The organism is Actinoallomurus rhizosphaericola (assembly GCF_024055675.1).
GTDB classification, from domain to species: domain Bacteria; phylum Actinomycetota; class Actinomycetes; order Streptosporangiales; family Streptosporangiaceae; genus Actinoallomurus; species Actinoallomurus soli.
The window spans coordinates 212318-235995 of sequence record NZ_JAMXMW010000011.1 but is presented as its reverse complement, the minus strand read 5'-3'; the positions used below and the strand labels follow the sequence as shown (position 1 = coordinate 235995).

Genomic DNA, 23678 nt, shown 5'->3' with positions numbered 1-23678 from the left:
CCCCGTCCTGCCACGCCTGATTCGTGGCGGCGAGCCCGCGCCATCGGCCCCGTTCACGCGCGGCGGCGCGGGGGGGGCGGTCAGTGGCGGCGGCGCAGGAGGGCGAGGAACATCGCGTCCGTGCCGTGCCGGTGCGGCCAGAACTGGGCGTACGGGCCGTCGCCCAGGCCCGGCACCTCCTTCAGGTGCGCGGGCGCGTCCAGCCGTTCGACGTCGTCGCGGCCGCGCAGCACGTCGTCGACGACGACCCGCGTCTCGGCCAGGTGCGGGGAGCAGGTGACGTACGCGACGACGCCGCCGGGCCGTACGGACTCCAGCGCCGACGTGAGCAGCCGCCGCTGCAGGGGGCCGAGCTCCGCGACCGCCTGGGGTCCGCGCCGCCAGCGCGCCTCCGGGCGGCGGCGCAGCGCGCCCAGGCCGGTGCAGGGCGCGTCGACGAGCGCCCGGTCGAACGAGCCGGGCCGCCAGGCGGGCCGGGTGCCGTCCACGACCGCCGCCGCGCCCGCCGCGTCGACGCTGCCGGCGACGAGCCGGGCGCGGTGCGGCTGGACGTCGCAGGCGAGCAGGTGCGCGCCGCGCTCCCCCGCCAGCCCCGACAGCAGGCCGGCCTTCCCGCCGGGTCCCGCGCACAGGTCGAGCCAGCGGCGGTCCGGGCCCTCGACCGCGACCCGGGTGAGGGCCAGGGCGACGAGCTGGCTGCCCTCGTCCTGGACGGCGGCGCGGCCCTCGGCCACCGCGGGGACCGAGCCGGGATCGCCTTCGGCGAGGTACGCGGCGTACGGGGAGTACGCGGCGGGCTCGCCGCCGAGTTCGGCGACGGTCGCGCGGCCCGGGCGGGCCACGAGGGTGACGCGGGGGCGTTCGTTGTCGGCGGCCAGCAGCGCCTCGACCTCGGCCGGTCCGGCCGCGTCGCGCAGCGCGTTCACGATCCAGCGCGGGTGGCTGTGCACGACCGCCAGCCGCCCCGTCTCGTCCTCGGGCGCGACGATGCCGAGCCACGTGTCGAGGTCGCGGGCGGAGACCTTGCGCAGCACCGCGTTGGCGAACTTGGCCTGACCGGGACCCGCCACCGACCGGGCCAGGTCCACGGCCGTGCCGACGGCGGCGTGCGCGGGGATGCGGGTGCGCAGCAGCTGATGGACGCCGAGCCGCAGGACGTTGAGCAGCGGCCGGTCGATCTTGGCGACGGGCCGGTCGCTGCACACGTCGAGCACCGCGTCGTACGTGCCGCGCCCGCGCAGCGTGCCGTAGGTCAGCTCGGTCGCCAGCGCGGCGTCCCGGCCGGTCAGACCGCGCTCGCGCAGCAGGGAGGGCAGCAGCAGGTTGGCGTAGGCGTCGCGCTCGTCGACCGCCTGCAGGACGTCGTAGGCGGTGCGGCGGACGGGATCGCGCGGGCGGCGGCGCTGCGGCGGGCGGTTCGGCCGGCCTCCCTGGCCGGGCTCGCGACGGGGTTGCCGGGCAGGCATCAGGTCAGTACGTCCTCATCGGTCGGGTGAACGCCGCGCGCCCAGGCGGCCGCGTCCATGCGCTGCTTGCCCTGCGCCTGGACCTGCCCGAGCAGCACCGGATGGGTGCCCGTCCCGGCGAAGACCTCGTGCTTGGTGACCCGCAGGCGGCCGGGCGCGAGCGGTCCGGCGTCCGGAGCGGGCCGGACCGGGCCCAGCTTGAGCCGCTCGCCGCGGAAGGTCGTCCAGGCCCCCGGCGCGGGCGTGCAGGCCCGCACGCGCCGGTCGACGTGCAGGGCGGCCTTGGACCAGTCGACCCGGGCGTCGTCCGGGGTGAGCTTGGCGGCGTACGAGACGCCGTCGGCGGGCTGCGGGCGCGGCTCCAGCGAGCCGTCCTCGATGCCGTCCATCGTGGCGACGAGCAGGTGCGCGCCGGTCCGCGCCAGCCGGCCCAGCAGGTCTCCGCTGGTGTCCTCGGGCAGGATCGGCTCGGTCACCACGCCGTACACGGGCCCGGTGTCGAGGTCCTCCTCGATCTGGAACGTCGCCGCGCCGGTGATGTCGTCGCCGTGCAGCACGGCGTGCTGGACGGGTGCGGCACCGCGCCAGGCGGGCAGCAGCGAGAAGTGCAGGTTGACCCAGCCGTGCCGCGGGATGTCCAGCGCCGAACGCGGGATCAGCGCGCCGTACGCCACGACCGGGCAGCAGTCCGGCGCGATCTCCCGCAGCCGGTCGAGGAACTCCGGGTCCTTCACCTTGGCGGGCCTGAGCACCTCCACGCCCGCCTCGGCCGCCCGCTGCGCGACCAGGCTCGGCGTGAGCCGGCGCCCGCGCCCGGCGGGCGCGTCCGGGCGGGTGACGACCGCGACGACCTCGTGGCGGGACTCCAGCAGCGCCTCGAGGGCGGGCACCGCGGTGTCCGGGGTTCCGGCGAATACCAGGCGCACTAGCGGTCTCCGTCCGCGCTCACAGGGCCTTGCCGAACGTGCGGTGCGGGGAGTCCTTCACGATGGGCTTCGGCTCGCCGAACCACTCGGCCTCCCGGATCGCCTTCATCGCGGCCTTGCGCTGCTCCGGGTCGAGCCGGTCGATGAAGATGATGCCGTCGAGGTGGTCGGTCTCGTGCTGGACGCAGCGGGCCAGCAACTCGGTGCCCTCCAGCACGATCGGCTCGCCGTACATGTTGAAGCCCTTGGCGACCACGCCGAAGGCGCGCTTGGTCGGGAAGACCAGCCCGGGCAGCGACAGGCACCCCTCGTCGCCGTCCTGCTGCTCCTCCGACAGGTCGAGCGTCGGGTTCACGACATGGCCGAGCTGATCGTCGACGTAGTAGGTGAAGACCCGCAGGCCGACACCGAGCTGCGGCGCGGCCAGCCCGACACCCGGAGCATCGAGCATGGTGTCCGACAGGTCCTTGACCAGCGTCCGGAGCTCCTTGTCGAAGTCCTTCACCGGATCCGCCGGGGTCCGCAGGACCGGGTCACCGAAGAGGCGGATGGGCTTGACTGCCACGTACGGCTCCGTTCGACGTTCTGGGGCTGGAGGATCCAGTCTACGGAGGTCGCGCCACCGGAAGCGCTCAGATCAGCTCCAGCGGATCGATCCGCACGCGAACGGCCTCGGTGACCTTGCGCGCGCTCCGCGCGGCCTGGGCGGCCTTGAGGCACCGGGCCAGCACGGCGCCGCGGGCGCGGTCCACCCGGACGAGGGCGCGCTCCTGACCGTCACCGACCTCGACCGGCCCCAGCACCTCCGCCTCCGGCGGCAGGGCCGCCGCCTCCAGCAGGTCCCGTACGGCCTGCGGCGTGCCGGTCACGGACGCCATGCGGACGGCGGGCGGGAAGCCGAGCTCCCGGCGTTCGGCCAGCTCCCGCTCGGCGAACGTCGCGGGGTCCCACCGGATCAGCGCCTGCACCGGGGCCAGGGCGCCGTCGGCGAGCACGACGACGGGGCCGCCGGGGCGTACGAGGGCGGCGGCGTCCGTCCACCGGCGCAGCGTCTCCTCACCGGCCCGCAGGTCGGCGCGGCCGAGCAGCACCCAGCCGTCGAGCAGGAGCGCCGCCGCGTACCCCTCCGCCGGCACGGGCTCCGCACCGGGGGTCGCGACGACCAGCGCGGGCTCGGCGCCCACGGTGGCGAGCACGCCGTCCCGCCCCGAGGTGCGGATCGGCACGCCGGGGAACGCCCGGCCCAGCTCCTCCGCGGTCCGCCGGGCGCCCACCACGACCGCCCGCACGTGCCCGCTCCCGCACTCCGGGCAGCGCCAGGCCCCGGCGATGCGGCCGCACCACCGGCAGTACGGCGCGGCGTGCCCCGAGGTCAGGGCGAGAGGCCCCTCGCACTCCGGGCAGCGCGCCGGCCCCCGGCAGCGGGCGCAGGCCAGGGCCGGGACGTAGCCGCGGCGCGGCACCTGCACGAGCACCGGCCCCTTCTCAAGCCCCTGCCGGGCCGTCCGGAACGCCAGGTGCGGCAGCCGCGCCGTGCGGGCGGCCTCGTCGCGGGCGAGCTCGGCGTCGTCCCCGGCGGGCCGGACGTACGGCATCGACCGCCGCAGCCGGTCCCGGTCCGGGACCAGCGGATGCGCCCAGCCGGTCTCCAGGAGCTGCGTGGCGTCGGTGGTGCGTGTGAACCCGCCGATCAGCGCGCCCGCCCCGGCCCGGTGGGCGCGCAGCGCGAGCACCTCGCGGGCATGCGGGTACGGCGCGTGCGGCTCGGCATGGACGTCGTCGCCGTCGTCCCAGAGCACGACGAGGCCGAGGTCCCGCACCGGGGCGAACATCGCGGCGCGCGTTCCGACGACCGCGGTCGCCTCGCCGCGCAGGACGGCGAGCCAGCGGCGGTAGCGCTCGGCCGGGCCGAGCTCGGCGGTGAGCGCGACGTGACGGCCCGGCTGCAGGATGGTCCCGAGGGCCGCGTCGACCCGCGCGACGTCGCGGCCGTCGGCGACCACGATCAGCACTCCGCGACCGCCGTCCAGGGTGGCGCGCGCGGCGCGTGCGACGGCGCCGGTCCAGTCCGCGCCGGGCAGCGCGGTCCACACCGCGCGAGGCGCGCGCCCCTCCCTCAGGGCGGCGAGGAACGACGGCCCCGCCCGGTACGCCTCCCACGCCCCGAGCCCATCGTCACCGGTCACGCCCGCGCCGTCGGCATCCGAGGCGACGATCTCGGCGACGGGACCCGCGGTCGCGGCGTCCGGGCGTACGGTCCCCGCGTCCGAGACGACGGCCTCGGCGGCCGGACCCGCGCCCTCGGTGACGGGACCCGCGATCGCGGTGTCCGGGCGTACGGTCTCCGCGTCCAGGTGCGCGGTCGCGGCGACCGGACCTCCGATCGCGGCGGCCGGGTCTGCGGTCTCCCCGTCCGGGCCCGCGGGGTCGGCGTCAGTGCCCGGCGTCTCCGCGTTCGGGCCCGCGGTCTCGGGGCGGGCGACTGCGGGGGGGCGCTCCGCCTCGACGCGGGCGTGCCGGGGCGGGACGGCCAGGCGCAGCACGTCGGACAGGGTGCCCGCGTACCGGTCGGCCACTTCGCGGGCGAGCGCGGCGATCTCGGGGGTGAGCACCGGCTCGGGAGAGATCACGCGTTCGAGGAAGGACAGCCGCCCGTCGTGGTCGCTGTCCTCGGCGCGCTCCAGCAGGAACCCGTCGACCAGCTGGCCGGCGAACCGCACGCGCACCCGGCAGCCGGGCACGGCCTTCTCGTCCAGGTCGGACGGGACCAGGTAGTCGAACGGCCGGTCCAGGTGCGGCAGGGACACGTCCACGACCACCCTGGCGACCTTGAGCGTCTCCGCGGGCCGCCGCGCGCCCTTCCGTGCCTTTCCGGAGCTCTTACGCCCGGGCGGCCGGACGACGGCCGTCAGGCCGTCCATGCCGGGAATCTGGGGAGTGGTCCCGGAGCCCCCGCCGTCGTTCGCCACTCCCCCGTCCTACCAGACCCCGGGCGTACCCGGCGCCGCGCGCCGGGCGCGTCCCGGGTCCGGTCAGCCGCCCGAGACGGAGGCGGCCAGCTTCTTGGGCACGACCATGCGCCAGGCATCGACGACGAGCTCGCGCATCTCCCGCTCGTCGATCACGGCCAGGCTTACCTCGACCCAGTTGAAACGCTGGTCGGAGAGGCGGGGCAGGCGGAACTTCTCCGGCTCGCCCGCGACGAGGGCGGCGCGCTCCTCCTTCGGGAACGCGAAGCCCATCCACTCCTCGTCGGCGGAGATCGCGACGTACACGATCCTCCCGACGCGGAACTTCACGCGGTCCCTGATGAGATGTTCCTCGGTGCGCGGCAGCGCCGACCCGACGCGCCGTACGTCCTCGACCGTGACCAATCCCGCCCCGCCTCTCCCGCACGGTCCGTTTCGGGCTAACAGTCCGGCGCGGCGCAGGTCAGCTCGACGTCCTGCGCGGCCTCGTCGACGCGGGACCGGCCCGGCGGTCCCTCCGGGACGTGAGGCCGTTCGAGCCGGGCGGCGACGGCCAGCGCCCGCAGGGAGTGCGTTCTCACCAGACTCTGTCGGGGGCCGCCCGACCGGGTCCGGCGCTCGGGGATGCTGCTGTTCACCGATGACCTCCAGGGGTGGGGAACGTCACAGCGACCACAAAGGGGTCACATGTGTCTCTAATACCCCACAGCACAAGATCATTCGTGGATATTCCGATAAGTGAATGAATCTTCAGTCTTCTTCTCGCGGGACGCCGTGAACGTCACGGGCAGCTGCCGCAGGCCGCGCAGGCCGCCGACCTGGCGGGGCAGCTCCCCGTACGGCATGGCGAGGGCGAGATCGTCGAGCCGGCGCAGCGCCGTCCCGATGGCGATCCGCCCCTCCAGCCGGGCCAGGGGCGCGCCGAGGCAGTAGTGGACGCCGTGCCCGAACCCCAGATGGGCGCCGGCCTGACGTGCGACATCGAGGCGGTCCGCGTCGTGGAACTCGACGGGGTCGCGGTCGGCGATCGCCGTCGCGACGATGACCGTCGCGCCCCGTGGAACGCGCACTCCGCCGATCTCCAGATCCTCCGCCGCGACGCGCAGGACGCCCGGGTCCACCGGCCCGTCCCAGCGCAGGAACTCCTCGACGGCGCCCGGCAGCAGAGCGGGGTCGTCGCGGAGGAGCTTGAGCTGACCCGGGTGGGCGAGCAGTGCCGCGATCCCGTTCCCGATCAGGTTCACGGTCGTGACGTAGCCGGCGACCAGCAGCAGGAACGCCATCGCGACCAGTTCGTCCTCGTCGAGCCGCCGGTCCTGGTCCCTGGCGGTGATCAGCGCACCGAGCAGGTCGTCGGCGGGATCGTTCCGTTTGGCCGCCAGGAGCCCTTCCAGGTACGACCACATGCGCCGCCAGGCCCGGTCCATCGCCGCGAGGTCGGGCCGGTCGGGGTGCTGGGCGAGCATGACGTTCGTCCACTCCTGGAAACCGTCACGGTCCTCCGGAGGCACGCCGAGCAGTTCGCTGATCACGGTGACCGGCAGGGGCAGCGCGAAGTCCTCGATCAGGTCGGCGTGCCCGGCCGGCACGATCGCGTCCAGCAGCCGGTCGGCGATCTCCTGCACGCGTGGTTCGAGCTCCGCGACCCGGCGTGCCGTGAACGCCTGGGACACGAGACGGCGCAGCCGGGTGTGATCGGGCGGGTCGAGGCGGATCATGCTGCGCATCGCGCCGTCCCGCTCCGCGGCGGGCAGCTGTTCCAGGAGCCGGGGGTCCGTCGCCAGGCGGAGGTCGTTGCTCAGCCGAGGGTCCGTGAGCGCCTCGCGCGCGTCGTCGTAGCGGGTGACCAGCCACGCCTCCAGCCCGCGCACGGTGACGACCCGGCGGACCGGGCCGCCCTCGCGGAGCCGGCGGTAGAACGGGTACGGGTCGGCCACGAAGGCCGGATCCTCGTACGGGAACACGATCGACTCGCTCATCCGGCCCCCCGACCCGGTCACGACGGCGAGGTCCGCCGCCCGTACGACCTGGTCTCCCCGCCCGGACCGGCCCTCAAGCTTCGGGCCCGTGGCGAGGGCGGTGACCGACCGTTTCGGAGCCTCGCCTCGATCTCGGTCGCGGCCGACGTGATCGGGCAGGGGAATGTGCGGGCGGCGGCCCACGGCGACGACTCCGGAGCCGTCCGCCGGGCCCTTCCGGCCCGGAAACGGCGAGGCCGCCACGGACGGGTGTCCGGAGCGGCCTCGTACGAGAGCGGAGCGGGTCAGCGACCGGCGGCAGACTTCAGGGCGTCGGCGCGGTCCGTGCGCTCCCAGGAGAAGTCCGGCTCCTCGCGGCCGAAGTGGCCGTACGCCGCGGTCTGGGAGTAGATCGGGCGCAGCAGGTCGAGGTCGCGGATGATCGCGGCCGGGCGGAGGTCGAAGACCTCGAGGACGGCCTCCTGGATCTTCTCGACCGGGAGCTTCTCGGTGCCGAAGGTCTCGATGAACAGGCCGACCGGGTGGGCCTTGCCGATCGCGTAGGCGACCTGGGCCTCGCAGCGGTCGGCGAGACCGGCGGCGACGACGTTCTTGGCGACCCAGCGCATGGCGTACGCGGCGGAGCGGTCCACCTTGGACGGGTCCTTGCCGGAGAAGGCGCCGCCGCCGTGGCGGGCCATGCCGCCGTAGGTGTCGATGATGATCTTCCGGCCGGTGAGGCCCGCGTCGCCCATCGGGCCGCCGATCTCGAAGCGGCCGGTCGGGTTGACCAGCAGGCGGTAGCCCTCGGTGTCGATGTCGAGCTCGGCGACGACCGGGTCGACGACGTGCTCCTTGATGTCAGGGGTCAGCAGGTCGCTGAGGCTGATGTCGGGAGCGTGCTGGGAGGACACGACGACCGTGTCGAGCCGGACCGCGCGGTCGCCGTCGTACTCGATCGTGACCTGGGTCTTGCCGTCCGGGCGGAGGTAGGGCACCACGCCGCTGTTGCGGACGGCGGACAGGCGCCGGGCCAGCCGGTGCGCGAGGGTGATCGGCAGCGGCATGAGCTCGGGGGTCTCGCGGCAGGCGTAGCCGAACATCAGGCCCTGGTCGCCGGCGCCCTGCCGGTCGAGCTCGTCCGCGCCCTCGCCCTCGCGGGTCTCGTACGCGTCGTCGACGCCCTGCGCGATGTCGGGCGACTGGGCGCCGATGGACACCGACACGCCGCAGGAGTGGCCGTCGAAGCCCTTGCTGGAGGAGTCGTAGCCGATCTCGAGGATCTTCTCCCGGATGACGCCGGGGATGTCCACGTACGTCTCGGTGGTCACCTCACCCGCGACGTGAACCTGCCCGGTCGTGATCAGCGTCTCGACGGCGACGCGGCTACGCGCGTCGTCCTTCAGCATCGCGTCGAGGATCGCGTCACTGATCTGGTCGGCGATCTTGTCCGGGTGACCTTCCGTCACGGACTCGGAGGTGAACAGGCGACGAGACACGTAGGTGTACTCCTTGCAGCGGCTGCTGACTGACGTAGCAGGATTGTCTGGTTTCCGGTGGCGAAGTCTAGCCCGGCCCGCTCCAGCGACGCTTGAGGCGTGGGAGGGCCGGTGGTTTTACTGTAGCCGTCCGGCCACCTGATCCCATACGACGTCGGCGAGTGCCTCTTTCGAGCCGCGCGGCACGTCGACGGACGCGCCGTCGGCCGCGAGGATCACGGCCGCGTTGTCGGGGGCGCCGAAGGTCAGCCGCTCCCCCACCTCGTTGACGACGAGCAGGTCACAGCCCTTGCGGACGAGTTTCTCCCGGCCGTTGCGCAGCACGTCGTTCGTCTCGGCGGCGAACCCGACGATCACCTGCCCGGGACGGCGCGCGGTGACCAGCTCGACGAGGACGTCGGGGTTCTTGACCAGGCGGATCGGGTCCGGCTCGGCACCGTCCGTCTTCTTTATCTTCATGTCGCGGTAGTCGTCCGGCCGGAAGTCGGCCACCGCGGCGGCCATCACGACGGCGTCGGCCTCGTCGGCCGCCTTGAGCACCGCGTCGCGGAGCTCGAGCGCCGAGCCGACGCGCACGACCTCCGCGCCCGCCGGGTCCGGCAGCGCGACGTTCGCGGCGACCAGCGTGACGCGGGCGCCGCGCGCGAGCGCGGTCCGCGCCAGCGCGTGGCCCTGCAGGCCGGACGAGCGGTTCCCGATGAACCGCACCGGGTCGATGGGCTCGCGGGTGCCGCCCGACGACACGACGACGTGGCGGCCGGCGAGGTCGGCCGGCAGGTCTCCCCGGGCCAGGACCAGTCGGGCGACGTCGAACAGCGCGTCCGGATCGGGCAGCCGGCCCTTGCCGGAGTCGGCGCCGGTCAGCCGGCCCACGGCCGGCTCGATCACGACACAGCCGCGTGAGCGCAGCGTCGCGACGTTGGCCTGGGTCGCGGGGTGCTCCCACATCTCGGTGTGCATCGCGGGCGCGAACACGACCGGGCAGCGCGCCGTCAGCAGGGTGTTGGTCAGCAGGTCGTCGGCGAGGCCGTGCGCCGCCCTGGCGAGCAGGTCGGCGGTGGCCGGGGCGACGAAGACCAGGTCCGCGCCCTGCCCGAGGCGGACGTGCGGCACCTCGGCGACGCCCGACCAGACCTCGGTCGTCACCGGCTCGCCGGACAGCGCCGCCCACGTCGGCTCGCCGACGAAGCGCAGCGCGTCACGCGTGGGGATGACCCGGACGTCATGGCCGGACTCGGTCAGCCGCCGGAGCAGCTCACAGACCTTGTACGCGGCGATGCCGCCGCCCACCCCGAGGAGCACCCGGGGCCGTCCGGAGGACGCCGGGACCTCACTCACCGGCGAGCCCTCTCACCGGGCGCGGCGCGGCGCCCGTGGGACGACGCCCGCGCATCGGGGGCGCGACGCGCCCCGGGGCCGCCGGAGACAACTCAGGCGCCTTCGATGGCCTCGGAGTGAAGCAGGCCCTCGCGGACCTCGCGCAGCGCGATCGACAGCGGCTTCTCCTGGACCTGGGTCTCCACCAGGGGACCGACGTACTCCAGGAGGCCCTCGCCGAGCTGGGCGTAGTAGGCGTTGATCTGGCGGGCCCGCTTGGCCCCCATGATCACGAGGCTGTACTTGCTGTCGACGATCTTCAGCAGGTCGTCGATCGGCGGGTTGGTGATGCCTTCGGCACCAGGGGCATTCGATGCCACTCCTGCGCCTTCCGCTAGTCGGAGTTCGGTGGTTGTGCAGCCAGCAAGGCTACCAGCTCGGCGCAGACGTCCTGGACCGACGTGTTGACCAGCGTGATGTCGAACTCCTTCTCGGCCGCCAGTTCGGTACGGGCGGCGTCGAGCCGGCGTTCGATCACGTCCGGCGGCTCGGTGCCACGGCCGACGAGCCGCCGGACGAGTTCGTCCCACGACGGCGGCGCGAGGAACACGAACAGCGCCTCCGGCATGGCCGCATGCACCTGGCGGGCGCCCTGCAGGTCGATCTCGAGCAGGACCGGCACGCCGGCTTCGAGGTGCTCCAGCACCGCGCGGCGCGGCGTGCCGTAACGATTGCCCGCGAACTCGGCCCACTCGAGCAGCTCCTCCTCCGCGACGAGCCGATCGAACTCGGCGCCGTCGACGAAGAAGTAGTGCACACCGTGGACCTCGCCAGGACGAGGGGCACGAGTTGTCACCGAGACCGACAGCCACACCTCCGGGTGGGCACGCCGGATCTCGGCGACGACCGTGCTCTTGCCGACGCCGGACGGCCCGGAGAGGACCGTCAGGCGCCTGGACGGGATGGAGCCGCCCGCCACGGGGGTGGCGGAACCGGCCGCGGCGGTCCGCCCGCCGCGCCCGTCCGAGGCGAGTCGATCAGCGATTTCCACCGCCGCCGAACTCACGCTCGAGAGCGGCGCGCTGGTTGGCGCCGAGACCCCGCACGCGGCGGGACTCGGCGATACCGAGCCGCTCCATGATCTGCTTGGCACGGACCTTGCCGACGCCAGGCAGGGACTCCAGCAGAGCCGACACCTTCATCTTGCCGATGACGTCGTCGGCCTGCCCATCCTTCAGAACCTCAGCGAGGGAGGTACCCCCGTGCTTGAGCCGGTCTTTGACCTCGGCACGCTCTTTGCGAGCCTTTGCAGCCTTTTCCAGGGCTGCGGCGCGCTGTTCAGGGGTTAGGGGCGGAAGCGCCACGCCGGGTCACCTCGTGTTTCCACTCGATTGAGTCGGACGGCTTGGGAACCTAGCGAGTTCAGGGCCCATAAAGCAACGTGAAAGGCCATATAGCCCTGTTTTAAGTTACCGATGTCACTCTATGCGGCGTCCTCATCACTCACTGTATTGAAAGTAGGGGGTTCTTACACCCCGAACCGTACGACGGCCTGGCGTTTCTTGCGAGGGGAAAACGGGTCAGTCAAGCGGTCCCGACACCCCGTGTCCGGGCCGGCCGGGCGACCCCGGTCCGGCGCCCCCCGGACCCGGGTCGGACGGGGCACGCGACCCGGTCCGCCGGAGTGTCCCCGGATGGGTCAGGCGACCCCGGTGCGGCGGAGCGCCGCCGCGATGCCCGCCGCCGCCGCGCCGGGGTCCGGAGCGCCGGTGATGGGCCGGCCGATGACGAGGAGGTCGGCGCCGGCCGCGAGGGCCTCCTCCGGGGTGGCGACCCGCGCCTGGTCCTGGGTCGCGGCGCCCGCGGGCCGCACGCCCGGCGTGATGAGCGTGATGTCCGGCCCGACCTCCGCCCGTACGTCCGCGACCTCACGGGGGGAGCACACGAGCGCCTGGGCCCCCGCTCCGACCGCCAGAGCCGCCATACGGCGCACGACGTCCGCGGCCGACCCTCCAAGTCCCATCCCGGCCAGATCGGCCTCTGAGAGCGACGTGAGGACCGTGACGGCCGCGATCTTGGTCTGCGGGGCCGCCTCGACGGCCGCGCGGATCATGGCGGTGCCTCCGCCGGCGTGCACGGTGAGGTACGCCGGCTTGAGCCGGGACACCGCGTGGGCGGCGCCCGCGACGGTCGCCGGGATGTCGTGGAGCTTCAGGTCGAGGAAGACCTTGACGCCGCTCGCGCCGCGGACGCTGGCGACGACGTCGGGGCCGTACCGCAGGTACAGCTCCAGGCCGACCTTGACGGTGCTGACGTGCGGGGTGACCAGCGCGGCCCAGCGCGCGGCGGTCTCGAGGTCCGCCGCGTCGAGCGCGACGGCGATGGGAGCGGTGTTCACTGGGTGGTCTCCTGTTCGATCGGCTCGGTCGAGCCCGCGCCGGCGGTGTCCCCGGCGACCGCCAGGCCGACGTTGGGGTCGATGCGGCGGTGGACGCTCCCCGCCGGTTTGTGTGCGAGCCCTACGACGTCGGCGAGCCGGTCGATGCCGCGCTCCTTCAACGCCCCGTCGAGCTCGCGCAGGACCCGTACGCACGCGGACGGGTCGTGCAGGGTGGCCGTGCCCACGGCGACGGCCGACGCGCCCGCCAGGACGAACTCCAGGGCGTCCAGACCGGTCCGGATCCCCCCGATCCCGATGATGGGCACCTCCGGCAGCGCGGCGTGCACCTGGTAGACGCAGCGGACGGCCACGGGGCGGATCGCCGGTCCGGACAGCTCGCCGGTGACGCCGGCGAGCGCGGGACGGAACGTGGTCGTGTCGATGGCCATGCCGTGCAACGTGTTGATCATCGACAGGCCGTCCGCTCCGGCGTCGGCGCACGCCATGGCGACGCCGACGATGTCGGTGACGTCGGCGGACAGCTTGGCGAGCACGGGCAGCCGGCGCGGCGCGCTCGCGCGCACGGCGCGTACGAGACGGGCGGCGGCCGACGGGTGGGCCGCGAAGGTCGAACCACGGTTCTCGACGTCGGGGCAGGAGAGGTTGATCTCCACGGCGACGACGCCGGGCGCGTCGCCGAGCAGGCGGGCCACCTCGGCGTACTCCCCCACGCTGCCGCCGGCGATCGAGACGATGACGCGGGCGTCCCGCTCGGCCAGCCAGGGCAGGTCGCGGCTCAGGAACGTCTCGATCCCCGGGCCCTGCAGCCCGGCGGCGTTCAGGACGCCGGAGGGGGTCTCGGCGAGCCGGGGCGCGGGCCGGCCGGCCCGCGGCCGCGGGGTGATCGACGGCGTCACGAGCGCGCCGAGCCGGCCGACGTCGAAGAAGCGGCCGAGCTCCCGGCCGGTCCCGCCGCAGCCGGCCGCCGTCAGGACCGGGTTCGGGAGGGTCAGGCCGCCGAGACGCGTCTCCAGATCGGTCGTCATGAGACCTCCTTCGTCGGCCTCATGACCAAGGTGCCGTGCCTGTCGATGCCCTCGCTCCGCTCGGTCATGAGACCTCCTTCGTCGGCCTCATGACCAAGGTGCTGCGCCCGCTGATTCCCTCGCTTCGCTCGGTCATGTGAGGCTTCCGGGGAGCAGCGAGCGGGGGGCGCCGTAGGCGTCGAACGGGATCGTGCCGAGGTCGTCCCAGCGGACCCGCTCGCCGCGGAACACCGGGCCTTCCACGCACGAGCGCGCCATGTGGGTCACGCCCTCGTCGTCGATGACCGGGAGCACGCACGCCTGGCAGACGCCGGTGCCGCAGGACATCGGCTCCTCGACCGCCACCTGCACGGGCAGGTCGTAGCGGACGGCGATCCGGGACACCGCCCGCAGCGTCTCGGTCGGGCCGCAGGCGTAGAGCACCTCGGCGCCGACCTCCTCGACGACGGCCGCCAGGAGGTCCTCGGGACGCCCCCGGTGGCCGAGCGAGCCGTCCTCGGTGACGACGGAGGTGGAGTCGCCCGCCCGGCGCGCCGCGCGGGTGCCGTACACGTGGTCGGACTCGGCGCCGCCGAGCACGAAGTGGACCGCGCACTCGCGCTGGCGGAGCACGGCGGCGAGCGGGAACAGCGCCGCCCCGGAGTGCCCCTCGCCGACGAGGACGCAGCGCACGGGGTGGCGCGGCAGCGGGAAGGGGCGGCCGAGCGGGCCGGCGACGTCGAGGATGTCGCGCGGCCGGAGCGCGGCCAGCCACTGCGTGCCGGCGCCGCGCACCGCGAAGACGACCTCGACGGTGCCGCCGTAGTCGGGCTTGACCTCCCGGACGAAGAAGCAGCGCCTCGTCAGCATGCTCGATCGTTCACCGCCGACGGCCAGGGCGACGAACTGCCCCGGCCGGAAGCGTTCGGCGATGCCCGGGGCCACCAGCGTCATCGCGTGGTAGGCCCCGGTCCGCCGGATCGTCAGGACCGTTCCGGGCACCTGTACCGGTGCGACCGGTGAGTCGGTCAACTGTCCTCCTCGCCACCCCAGAGGTGCTGGGCGTGCTCCTGCAGCGACCGGACCCCGATGACGCCCGCGGCGGTCGCCTCGATGCCCTGGACGGCCGCGCTGAGCCCCTGCACCGTGGTGAGGCAGGGCACGCCGCGGAGCACCGCGGCGGTGCGGATCTCGTACCCGTCGAGCCGCGGCCCGGACTGCCCCGGGCTGCCGAACGGGGTGTTCACGATGAGGTCGACCTCGCCGTCGAGGATGCGCCGCACGATCGTCGGCTCGCCGTCCGGCCCGGGGCCGGCGCTGTGCTTACGCACGATCTTGGCACGCACGCCGTTGCGGCGCAGGACTTCCGCCGTCCCCTCGGTGGCCAGGATCTCGAAGCCGAGGTCCGCGAGCCGCTTCACCGGGAAGATCATGGCTCGTTTGTCGCGGTTCGCGACGGAGACGAACGCCCGGCCCTTCGTCGGCAGCGAGCCGTACACCGAGATCTGCGACTTGGCGTACGCCGTGCCGAAGACCGTGTCGATGCCCATGACCTCGCCGGTGGAGCGCATCTCCGGGCCGAGGATGGTGTCGACGCCGACGCCCTCCGGGGTGCGGAACCGGTCGAACGGCAGCACCGCCTCCTTGACCGAGATCGGCGCGTCGAGCGGCAGGTGCCCGCCGTCACCGGTCGCGGGCAGCACGCCCTCGGCGCGCAGCCGGGCGATGCTCTCGCCCATCATCACGCGGGCCGCCGCCTTGGCCAGCGGCACGGCCGTGGCCTTGGACACGAACGGCACCGTGCGGGAGGCGCGCGGGTTGGCCTCCAGGACGTACAGGACGCCCGCCGAGAGGGCGTACTGGACGTTCATGAGGCCGCGCACGCCGATCTCGCGGGCGAGGGCCTCGGTGGAGGTGCGGATGCGGTCGATGTCCTCGCGGCCGAGGGTGATCGGCGGCAGCGCGCACGCCGAGTCGCCGGAGTGGATGCCGGCCTCCTCGATGTGCTCCATGACGCCGCCGAGGTAGAGCTCCTCGCCGTCGTACAGCGCGTCGACGTCGATCTCGATGGCCTCGTCGAGGAACCGGTCGACGAGCACGGGGTGCTCGGGGTTCCACTGCCCGCCGCCGGCGCGCTCGATGTAGTCCTTGAGCGTGTCCTCGTCGTAGACGATCTCCATGCCGCGCCCGCCGAGGACGTACGACGGCCGGACGAGCACCGGGTAGCCGATCTCGGCGGCGATGGCCGCCGCCTCCTCGTACGTGGTGGCGGTGCCGTGCTTGGGCGCGGGCAGGTCCGCGCGGGCGAGGACCTGGCCGAACGCGCCGCGCTCCTCGGCGAGGTGGATGCTCTCCGGCGGGGTGCCGACGACCGGCACCCCGGCGTCCTTGAGCTTCTGCGCCAGGCCCAGCGGCGTCTGCCCGCCGAGCTGCACGATCACGCCCGCGACCTCGCCGGTCTCCTGCTCGGCGTGCACGACCTCCAGGACGTCCTCCAGGGTGAGCGGCTCGAAGTACAGCCGGCCGGAGGTGTCGTAGTCGGTCGAGACCGTCTCGGGGTTGCAGTTGACCATGACCGTCTCGTAGCCGGCCTCGGCCAGCGTGAACGAGGCGTGCACGCAGCTGTAGTCGAACTCGATGCCCTGCCCGATGCGGTTCGGGCCGCTGCCGAGGATGATCACCTTGGGCTTGTCGCCCACGGGCACCTCGGTCTCCTCGTCATAGGTCGAGTAGAGGTACGGCGTGCGGGCCTCGAACTCGGCGGCGCAGGTGTCGACGGTCAGGTAGACGGGCCGGATGCCCAGGGCCTGCCGCAGTTCGCGGACGACCTCGGCGGAGGTGCCGCGGATCTCGGCGATCTGCTCGTCGGAGAAGCCGTGCCGCTTCGCCTCGCGCAGCGCCTCCGGGTCGAGCTGGTCCTCGGCGAGCGGCGCGGCGACCTCGTCGAGGGCCGCGATCTGGTCGAGGAACCACGGGTCGATGCGGGTCGACTCGTACAGCTCCTCGACGGTCGCGCCCAGCCGCATCGCCTGCTGGACGGCGCGCAGCCGCCCGTCGTGCGGCCGGCGGGCCTCCTCGATCAGCTCGGCCTTCCGTACGGCCCGCTCGTCCTCGGAGAGCGCCTCGGGGCCCGGAGCCCAGGAGAAGGAGCTGCCGGCCTTCTCCAGCGACCTGAGGGCCTTCTGCAGCGCCTCGGGGAAGGACCGGCCGATCGCCATGGCCTCGCCGACCGACTTCATGTGGGTCGTGAGCGTCTTGTCGGCCGCGGGGAACTTCTCGAAGGCGAACCGCGGCGCCTTCACCACGACGTAGTCCAGGCTCGGCTCGAAGCTGGCCGGGGTCTCCCGGGTGATGTCGTTGCGGATCTCGTCGAGGGTGTACCCGACGGCGAGCTTCGCCGCGATCTTGGCGATCGGGAAGCCGGTCGCCTTCGACGCCAGCGCGCTGGAGCGCGACACGCGCGGGTTCATCTCGATCACGATCATCCGGCCGGTGGCCGGGTCGATCGCGAACTGGATGTTGCACCCTCCGGTGTCGACGCCGACGGCGCGGATGACGTCGATGGCGACGTCCCGCATCCGCTGGTACTCCCGGTCGGTCAGCGTCATCGCCGGCGCGACGGTGATCGAGTCGCCGGTGTGCACGCCCATCGGGTCGAGGTTCTCGATGGAGCAGACGACCACGACGTTGTCGTTGCGGTCGCGCATCAGCTCCAGCTCGAACTCCTTCCAACCGAGGATCGACTCCTCCAGGAGCACCTCGCTGGTCGGGCTGGCGGCCAGGCCCGCGCCGGCGATGCGGCGCAGGTCGTCCTCGTCGTAGGCCATGCCGGACCCGGCGCCGCCCATCGTGAACGACGGTCGCACGACCATCGGGTAGCCGAGCGTGCCGGCCGCGGCGAGGCAGTCGTCCATCGAGTGGCAGATCACGCTGGCTGCGGACTCGCCGCCGATGTCGGCGACGATCTTCTTGAACCGCTCGCGGTTCTCCCCCGCCTGGATGGCGTCGACCTTGGCGCCGATCAGCTCGACGCCGTACCGCTCCAGGACGCCGGACTCGTGCAGGGCCACGGCGGTGTTCAGCGCGGTCTGGCCGCCCAGGGTGGGCAGCAGCGCGTCGGGACGCTCCTTGGCGATGACCTTCTCGACGGTGTCCGGGGTGATCGGCTCGACGTACGTCGCGTCGGCGATCTCCGGGTCGGTCATGATCGTCGCGGGGTTGCTGTTGACGAGGGCCACGCGCAGGCCCTCGGACTTCAGGACCCGGCACGCCTGCGTGCCGGAGTAGTCGAACTCGGCGGCCTGGCCGATGACGATCGGGCCCGAGCCGATGACGAGAACGGATTTGAGGTCGGTACGGCGCGGCATCAGGTTCCCTGTCCGGAGGCGACCGCGACGGCCACGAGGGCCAGCACGGTCAGGGCGGCGGCGACGGTGGAGAGGATGAGGGCCAGCGGTGCCGGGGGCCGGGCCCGTACGACGGCGTCGTTCGGGTCGACCGGCACGTGGCCGTGGGAGGCGGTGTCGGAGGCGTGGTCCGCCTCGTGGCCGGATGCGTCGGTCATGGGCCCTCCTTCGCCGGAGAGGCGACCAGAGGTGCTGTGCTCATGATCCGCTGGCTGCGCTCGCTCATGACCGGTCCATGAGGTCGCAGAAGCGGTCGAACAGGCCCGTCGCGTCGTGCGGGCCCGGGGCGGCCTCGGGGTGGTACTGCACGCTGAACGCGGGCCGGTCGAGCAGCCGCAGCCCCTCGACGACGCCGTCGTTCAGGTCGACGTGGCTGACCTCGGCCCGGCCGAACGGCGTGTCGAACGGGCCGTCCAGCGGCGCCTCCACCGCGAAGCCGTGGTTGTGGCTGGTGATGTGCACCCGGCCGTTCGCGCGGTCCTGCACCGGCTGGTTCACGCCGCGGTGGCCGAAGCGCAGCTTGTACGTGCCGAGCCCCAGCGCGCGGCCGAGCATCTGGTTGCCGAGGCAGATGCCGAACACCGGCGTTCCGGTGTCGAGCACCCCGCGCATGGACTCGACCGCGTAGCCGCAGGCGGCCGGGTCGCCGGGCCCGTTGCTGTAGAAGACCCCGTCCGGCTCGAGGGCGAGGATCTCCTCGGCGGTCACGGTCGCGGGCAGGACGTGCACCTCGCAGCCGCGCTCGGCCATGCGCCGGGGCGTCATCGCCTTGATGCCCAGGTCGATCGCCGCGACCCGGTGCCGCACCTCGCCCTCGGGCCGCACGACGTACGGCTCGGGCGTGGACACGACGCGGGCCAGGTCGGCGCCGATCATGTCGGGGCTTTCCAGCACGCGCTCCAGGAGCGCCTGCGGGTCGGTCTCGGTCGTGCTCACACCGGCCCGCATGGCGCCCTTGTCCCGCAGGTGCCGGGTGAGCGCGCGGGTGCCGTTGATCGCGATGCCGACGACGCCGTAGTCGCGCAGCTCGTCGTCGAGCGAGCGGCGGGCCCGCCAGTTCGAGACGACGCGGGACGGCTCGCGGACGACGTACCCGGCGACCTGGACGCGGTCGGACTCGGGGTCCTCGTCGTTGACGCCGGTGTTGCCGATGTGCGGCGCGGTCATCGTGACGATCTGCCGGTGGTACGACGGGTCGGTCAGCGTCTCCTGGTACCCCGTCATGCCGGTGTTGAAGACGATCTCCCCGAACGCCTCTCCCTCGGCCCCGTACGCGGTGCCGTGGAAGGTCCGGCCGTCCTCCAGGACGAGCAGCGCCGGCTTGGTCGCGCGATTCAAATCGGTTTCCCTTCCAGAACGGTGGGACGGCCGCGCAGGAACGTCGCCTGCACCCGGCCCGGCAACTCCAGCCCGGCGAACGGCGTGTTCCGGCTCTTCGACACGAAGCCCCTCGGGTCGACGGCCGTACGCACGGACGGGTCGTACAACGTCACGTTGGCCGGGGCGCCGACCTCGATCGGGCGGCCCTGGCCGTTGAGGCGGCCGATGCGCGCCGGGCGGACCGCCATGCGGTCCGCGACGCCGGCCCAGTCGAGCAGGCCGGTCTCGACCATCGCCTCCTGCACGACCGACAGGGCGGTCTCCAGCCCGATCATGCCCATCGCCGCCGGGGCCCACTCGGTCTCCTTGGCCTCGGCCGGGTGCGGGGCGTGGTCGGTGGCGACGCAGTCGATCGTGCCGTCGGCGAGGGCCTCGCGCAGCGCGTCGACGTCGGTCTTGGTGCGCAGCGGCGGGTTCACCTTGTAGACGGGGTCGTACGTCTCGGCGAGCTCGTCGGTCAGCAGCAGGTGGTGCGGGGTGACCTCGGCGGTGACCTGCCAGCCCTTGCTCTTGGCCCACCGGATGATCTCGACCGAGCCGGCGGTGGACACGTGGCAGACGTGCAGCCGGGACCCGACGTGCGCGGCGAGCAGGCAGTCCCGGGAGATGATCGCCTCTTCGGCGACGGCGGGCCAGCCGGCCAGGCCGAGCCGCCCGGAGACCTCGCCCTCGTTCATCTGCGCGTGCTCGGTGAGCCGGGGCTCCTGCGCGTGCTGGGCGACCACGCCGTCGAACGCCTTGACGTACTCCAGCGCGCGGCGCATCAGCACCGCGTCGGACACGCAGTGCCCGTCGTCGGAGAACACCCGCACGCGCGCGGCCGAGTCGGCCATCGCGCCGAGCTCGGCGAGACGCTCGCCCTCCAGGCCGCGGGTGACCGCGCCGACCGGGTGGACGTCGCAGTGACCGGCCTCCCGGCCGAGCCGCCAGACCTGCTCGACGACGCCGGCCGTGTCGGCCACCGGCTCGGTGTTGGCCATGGCGTGCACGGCCGTGTATCCGCCGGCCGCCGCGGCGCGGGTGCCGCTCTCGACCGTCTCGGCGTCCTCACGGCCGGGCTCGCGCAGGTGGGTGTGCAGGTCGACCAGGCCCGGCAGCGCGACCAGGCCGTCGGCGTCGACGACCGTGGCGTCCGCGGCCGTGAGGCCGGCGCCGACCTCGGCGATGACGCCGTCGCGGAGCAGGATGTCGGCGGGCGCGCCACCGAGGATCCGCGCGCCCTTGATGAGGTGCATCACGCGTCTTCCCTTCTCGAAGCGTCGCCGCCGCGTTTGGCGTCCCCGTTCGGCGAGACGGCGCCGGCGGGGGTCACGTCGCCGCCGATCGCCGGCTCCGAGCCGCCCAGGAGGAGGTAGAGCACCGCCATCCGGACCGTCACACCGTTGGCGACCTGCTCGACGATGGTCGAGCGCGGCGAGTCGGCCACCTCCGCGGCGATCTCGACGCCGCGGTTCATCGGACCGGGGTGCATCACGATCGCGTGGTCCTGCAGCGCGGCCAGGCGGCGGGCGTCCAGGCCGTACCGGCGGCTGTACTCGCGGACGGTCGGGAAGTACGCGGCGGTCATCCGCTCCTGCTGGACCCGCAGCATCATCACGACGTCGCTCTTGGGCAGCACCGCGTCGAAGTCGTACGCGACCTCGCACGGCCAGGTGTCCACCGACACCGGGAACAGCGTCGGCGGCGCGACCAGCGTGACCTCCGCGCCGAGCGTGTTCAGCAGCAGCACGTTGGAACGCGCCACCCGGCTGTGCAGGATGTCGCCGACGATCGTGACGCGGCGGCCGTCGAGGTCGCCGAGCCGCCGCCGCATGGTGTAGGCGTCGAGCAGTGCCTGGGTCGGGTGCTCGTGCGTGCCGTCCCCGGCGTTCACGACGCTGCCGCGCACCCAGCCGGCGAGCCGGTGCGGCGCGCCGGAGGCGTTGTGGCGGATGACGACGCCGTCGGCGCCCATCGCCTCCAGAGTCAGCGCGGTGTCCTTGAGGCTCTCCCCCTTGGACACGCTGGAGCCCTTGGCGGAGAAGTTGATCACATCCGCCGACAGCCGCTTGGCGGCCGCCTCGAACGAGATCCGGGTGCGCGTGGAGTCCTCGAAGAAGAGGTTGACGACGGTGCGCCCGCGCAGCGTGGGCAGCTTCTTGATCGGGCGGTCGGCGATCCGCGAGAGCTCTTCGGCGGTGTCGAGGATGAGCAGCGCGTCGTCCCGGGTGAGATCGGCCGCCGAGATCAGGTGGCGTTTCACTTGGGGACCTCCAGCACGACGGCGTCCCGGCCGTCGGTCTCGGCGAGCAGCACCTTGACCTTCTCGCGGGCGCTGGTCGGAAGGTTCTTGCCGACGTAGTCGGCGCGGATGGGCAGCTCCCGGTGGCCCCGGTCGACCAGGGTGGCGAGCTGCACGGCGCGCGGGCGCCCGAGGTCGTTCAGCGCGTCGAGGGCCGCCCGTACGGTGCGGCCGGAGAACAGGACGTCGTCGACCAGGACGACGACGCGGTCGTCGACGCCCTCGGGCGGGAGCTCGGTGCGGCCGAGCGCGCGGGCGGGGCGCATGCGCAGGTCGTCGCGGTACATCGTCACGTCGAGGGAGCCCCGCGGAACGGGCTCGCCCTCGACCTCGGCGATCCGCCCGGCCAGGCGGGCGGCCAGGGTGACCCCGCGTGTCGGGATCCCGAGCAGGACGATGTCGCGGCCGCCCTTGGTGCGTTCGAGGATCTCGTGGGCGATCCGGGTGAGCGCCCGCCGGATGTCGGGGGCCTCCAGAACGGTTTTGTGACTCACATCACTATCGGGTGACGGTCCGTGCGCAGGCACGGAGGCAGCACTCACCTCGATAACCTCCTTTCCCGCCTCACGGGACGGGCCTTAAAGGACGTTGGGCGCTATCACGTTAGCAGCCCGGGTAGTCTGCCCCCGACACCGGGACCGGCACGTTTCCGCTGGTGACGACGCTGCGCAAGCGAGGCGCCGGACGCCGGGCCGCGGGTGTGGCAAGCTTTTACCCGGCGCTCGGCGACCTGTGCGGCGCGTGGTCGCCGGACCGCGCGAGCCCCGCCGCACAAGGGTTTCCGCCCTCTCCGGACCCCTCTCCGGAGCCCTCGCGGACGCCGACTGTTTCGCCGCTTTTTTCCAATCGGCTTGACCTGGGGCGCTACCCGTTTTACCGTCACTGTCCGTAACCATCCCAGGAGATGGACCCCTCGGGCAGTCGGCCCCCGGCCGGCTGAGAGTGCGCCCCACGGCACACCCGTCTCGGGGCAGGCGGGAGCCACCCGTCCGGGTCCCCCTCCCGGGGCCACTATCGACGACGAGAAAGTGAGCCTGGGGGCCGCACGATGCCGTCTGAATACGCTAAGGCTCTCGGCGCGAGGCTTCGCGCCATCCGCACCCAGCAGGGCCTGTCCCTGCATGGCGTGGAGGAGAAATCCCGTGGCCGCTGGAAGGCCGTCGTCGTGGGTTCGTACGAGCGGGGCGACCGCGCCGTCACCGTTCAGAAGCTGGCCGAGCTCGCCGAGTTCTACGGCGTGCCGGTGTCCGAGTTGCTCCCCGGTGGAGCCGCGCCGAGCCCGCTGGGCCCGACGCCGAAGCTCGTGATCGACCTCGAGCGACTCCAGCAGCTTCCGAAGGACAAGGCCGGTCCACTCGCCCGTTACGCCGCGACGATCCAGAGCCAGCGGGGCGACTACAACGGAAAGGTCCTGTCCATCCGGCAGGAGGATCTGCGTTCGCTCGCGGTGATCTACGACAAGTCACCGACGGAGCTCACCGAAGAACTCATCGGCTGGGGCGTCCTCGACCCCGAGGCACGCCGCGCGGTCGAAGCGTTCTGATCCACCTCCCGGTCCGAACGCGGCCCTCCCCTGGGCCGCCGCATGACCGATGCTCGTGACGGAGCCCGTCCGGAACCCCACCGGACGGGTTTCTTCATGCCGCGGAGAGGAACCCGGCCCAGGCACCCGGCCCAGACGACACCCCCGGGCGACACGGCCCAGGCGAGCGGCCCAGGCGAAACGCCCCGGGCGGCACAGCCCGGGCGACCCGGCCCGGCTCGCCCCTCGACCGCCACCAACCGCGCGGTCACGCCCGGCACCCGCCTACGCATCCGGTCCCGCGCCAACGTCGCCGCCGTGGCGGCCATCCTGACGTCGGCATGGACCACCAGGACCGGCGAACCGGTCATCGCCGCGACAACGACGGCGGCAACGCGACCACCGCGGCGGCGAAGGCATCCAGTGTGACGCGACGCCCGCCCAGCAGAGCGCGGCAGGACACCGCGCAGCCGGCCACACCCCCGCCCTAGCGGCCACACCCCCGCCGTGGCGGCCACGTCGCCGCCGTAATGGCCACGTCGCCCACGT

General features: G+C 73.3%; 21 protein-coding genes and 1 pseudogene. 1 reads left to right on the top strand and 21 read right to left on the bottom strand.

Annotation, left to right across the window (positions count from 1 at the left end):
* Positions 1-80: 80 nt before the first annotated feature.
* From NE234_RS24705 to pyrR, 21 genes and pseudogenes are all read right to left on the bottom strand, one after another.
* Positions 81-1466, bottom strand: coding sequence for an RsmB/NOP family class I SAM-dependent RNA methyltransferase (locus tag NE234_RS24705; protein WP_252782954.1), 1386 nt, complete (start codon positions 1464-1466; stop codon positions 81-83).
* A complete protein-coding gene (gene fmt / locus NE234_RS24700) occupies positions 1466-2392 on the bottom strand; it encodes a methionyl-tRNA formyltransferase (protein ID WP_252782953.1) in 927 nt (308 codons plus the stop codon). The genes NE234_RS24705 and fmt overlap by 1 nt, the downstream gene beginning before the upstream one ends.
* Before the next feature lie 19 nt (positions 2393-2411).
* The gene (def, locus tag NE234_RS24695) at positions 2412-2957 is read right to left on the bottom strand and encodes a peptide deformylase (RefSeq protein WP_252782952.1); all 546 of its coding nucleotides are present in this window, start codon (positions 2955-2957) and stop codon (positions 2412-2414) included.
* Between the two features lie 67 nt (positions 2958-3024).
* Positions 3025-5313 (bottom strand): primosomal protein N' family DNA-binding protein, encoded by a 2289-nt coding sequence (locus NE234_RS24690; RefSeq protein ID WP_252782951.1) that lies wholly within the window; start codon positions 5311-5313, stop codon positions 3025-3027.
* Between the two features lie 111 nt (positions 5314-5424).
* Positions 5425-5766: an MmcQ/YjbR family DNA-binding protein gene (locus NE234_RS24685; protein ID WP_252782950.1), complete on the bottom strand. Its 342-nt coding sequence runs from the start codon at positions 5764-5766 to the stop codon at positions 5425-5427.
* Between the two features lie 35 nt (positions 5767-5801).
* Entirely contained in the window at positions 5802-5999 is a 198-nt protein-coding gene (locus NE234_RS24680; protein ID WP_252782949.1) for a hypothetical protein, read from the bottom strand.
* Between the two features lie 78 nt (positions 6000-6077).
* Positions 6078-7583 carry a cytochrome P450 family protein gene (locus tag NE234_RS24675; protein WP_252782948.1) on the bottom strand — a complete coding sequence of 502 codons (1506 nt, stop codon included), beginning with the start codon at positions 7581-7583 and terminating at the stop codon, positions 6078-6080.
* Between the two features lie 41 nt (positions 7584-7624).
* On the bottom strand, positions 7625-8818 hold the full coding sequence (metK, locus tag NE234_RS24670) for a methionine adenosyltransferase (protein WP_252782946.1): 1194 nt from the start codon (positions 8816-8818) through the stop codon (positions 7625-7627).
* Positions 8819-8935: 117 nt separating this feature from the next.
* Positions 8936-10156, bottom strand: a complete 1221-nt coding sequence (coaBC, locus tag NE234_RS24665) for a bifunctional phosphopantothenoylcysteine decarboxylase/phosphopantothenate--cysteine ligase CoaBC (protein ID WP_252782945.1) — start codon at positions 10154-10156, stop codon at positions 8936-8938.
* Between the two features lie 92 nt (positions 10157-10248).
* Positions 10249-10515: a DNA-directed RNA polymerase subunit omega gene (gene rpoZ, locus NE234_RS24660; protein ID WP_252782944.1), complete on the bottom strand. Its 267-nt coding sequence runs from the start codon at positions 10513-10515 to the stop codon at positions 10249-10251.
* A 14-nt stretch (positions 10516-10529) separates the two neighbouring features.
* Positions 10530-11114, bottom strand: coding sequence for a guanylate kinase (gene gmk / locus NE234_RS24655; protein WP_252783099.1), 585 nt, complete (start codon positions 11112-11114; stop codon positions 10530-10532).
* Positions 11115-11172: 58 nt separating this feature from the next.
* Positions 11173-11499, bottom strand: a complete 327-nt coding sequence (gene mihF / locus NE234_RS24650; protein ID WP_252782942.1) for an integration host factor, actinobacterial type — start codon at positions 11497-11499, stop codon at positions 11173-11175.
* Positions 11500-11834: 335 nt separating this feature from the next.
* Positions 11835-12533, bottom strand: coding sequence for an orotidine-5'-phosphate decarboxylase (gene pyrF / locus NE234_RS24645; RefSeq protein ID WP_252782941.1), 699 nt, complete (start codon positions 12531-12533; stop codon positions 11835-11837).
* Complete coding sequence (locus tag NE234_RS24640) at positions 12530-13561, bottom strand: dihydroorotate dehydrogenase (protein ID WP_252782940.1); 1032 nt, start codon at positions 13559-13561, stop codon at positions 12530-12532. The genes pyrF and NE234_RS24640 overlap by 4 nt, the downstream gene beginning before the upstream one ends.
* Positions 13562-13693: 132 nt before the next feature.
* Complete coding sequence (locus NE234_RS24635) at positions 13694-14494, bottom strand: dihydroorotate dehydrogenase electron transfer subunit (RefSeq protein ID WP_406567065.1); 801 nt, start codon at positions 14492-14494, stop codon at positions 13694-13696.
* A gap of 74 nt (positions 14495-14568) precedes the next feature.
* Positions 14569-17907, bottom strand: a complete 3339-nt coding sequence (gene carB, locus NE234_RS24630; protein WP_252782938.1) for a carbamoyl-phosphate synthase large subunit — start codon at positions 17905-17907, stop codon at positions 14569-14571.
* Positions 17907-18104: a hypothetical protein gene (locus NE234_RS24625; RefSeq protein WP_252782935.1), complete on the bottom strand. Its 198-nt coding sequence runs from the start codon at positions 18102-18104 to the stop codon at positions 17907-17909. Before NE234_RS24625 ends, carB begins: the two co-directional genes overlap by 1 nt.
* Positions 18105-18168: 64 nt before the next feature.
* On the bottom strand, positions 18169-19284 hold the full coding sequence (gene carA, locus NE234_RS24620; RefSeq protein WP_252782934.1) for a glutamine-hydrolyzing carbamoyl-phosphate synthase small subunit: 1116 nt from the start codon (positions 19282-19284) through the stop codon (positions 18169-18171).
* Positions 19281-20561: a dihydroorotase gene (locus NE234_RS24615; RefSeq protein ID WP_252783098.1), complete on the bottom strand. Its 1281-nt coding sequence runs from the start codon at positions 20559-20561 to the stop codon at positions 19281-19283. The genes carA and NE234_RS24615 overlap by 4 nt, the downstream gene beginning before the upstream one ends.
* 98 nt (positions 20562-20659) lie before the next feature.
* Positions 20660-21568: pseudogene (locus tag NE234_RS24610) on the bottom strand (aspartate carbamoyltransferase catalytic subunit); the annotation flags it as partial.
* Positions 21565-22101, bottom strand: a complete 537-nt coding sequence (gene pyrR / locus NE234_RS24605; protein ID WP_252782933.1) for a bifunctional pyr operon transcriptional regulator/uracil phosphoribosyltransferase PyrR — start codon at positions 22099-22101, stop codon at positions 21565-21567. The gene pyrR and the pseudogene NE234_RS24610, both read right to left, overlap by 4 nt.
* Before the next feature lie 554 nt (positions 22102-22655).
* Between pyrR and bldD the strand changes: the two genes are divergently transcribed.
* On the top strand, positions 22656-23150 hold the full coding sequence (gene bldD, locus NE234_RS24600; protein ID WP_252782932.1) for a transcriptional regulator BldD: 495 nt from the start codon (positions 22656-22658) through the stop codon (positions 23148-23150).
* Positions 23151-23678: the final 528 nt, after the last annotated feature.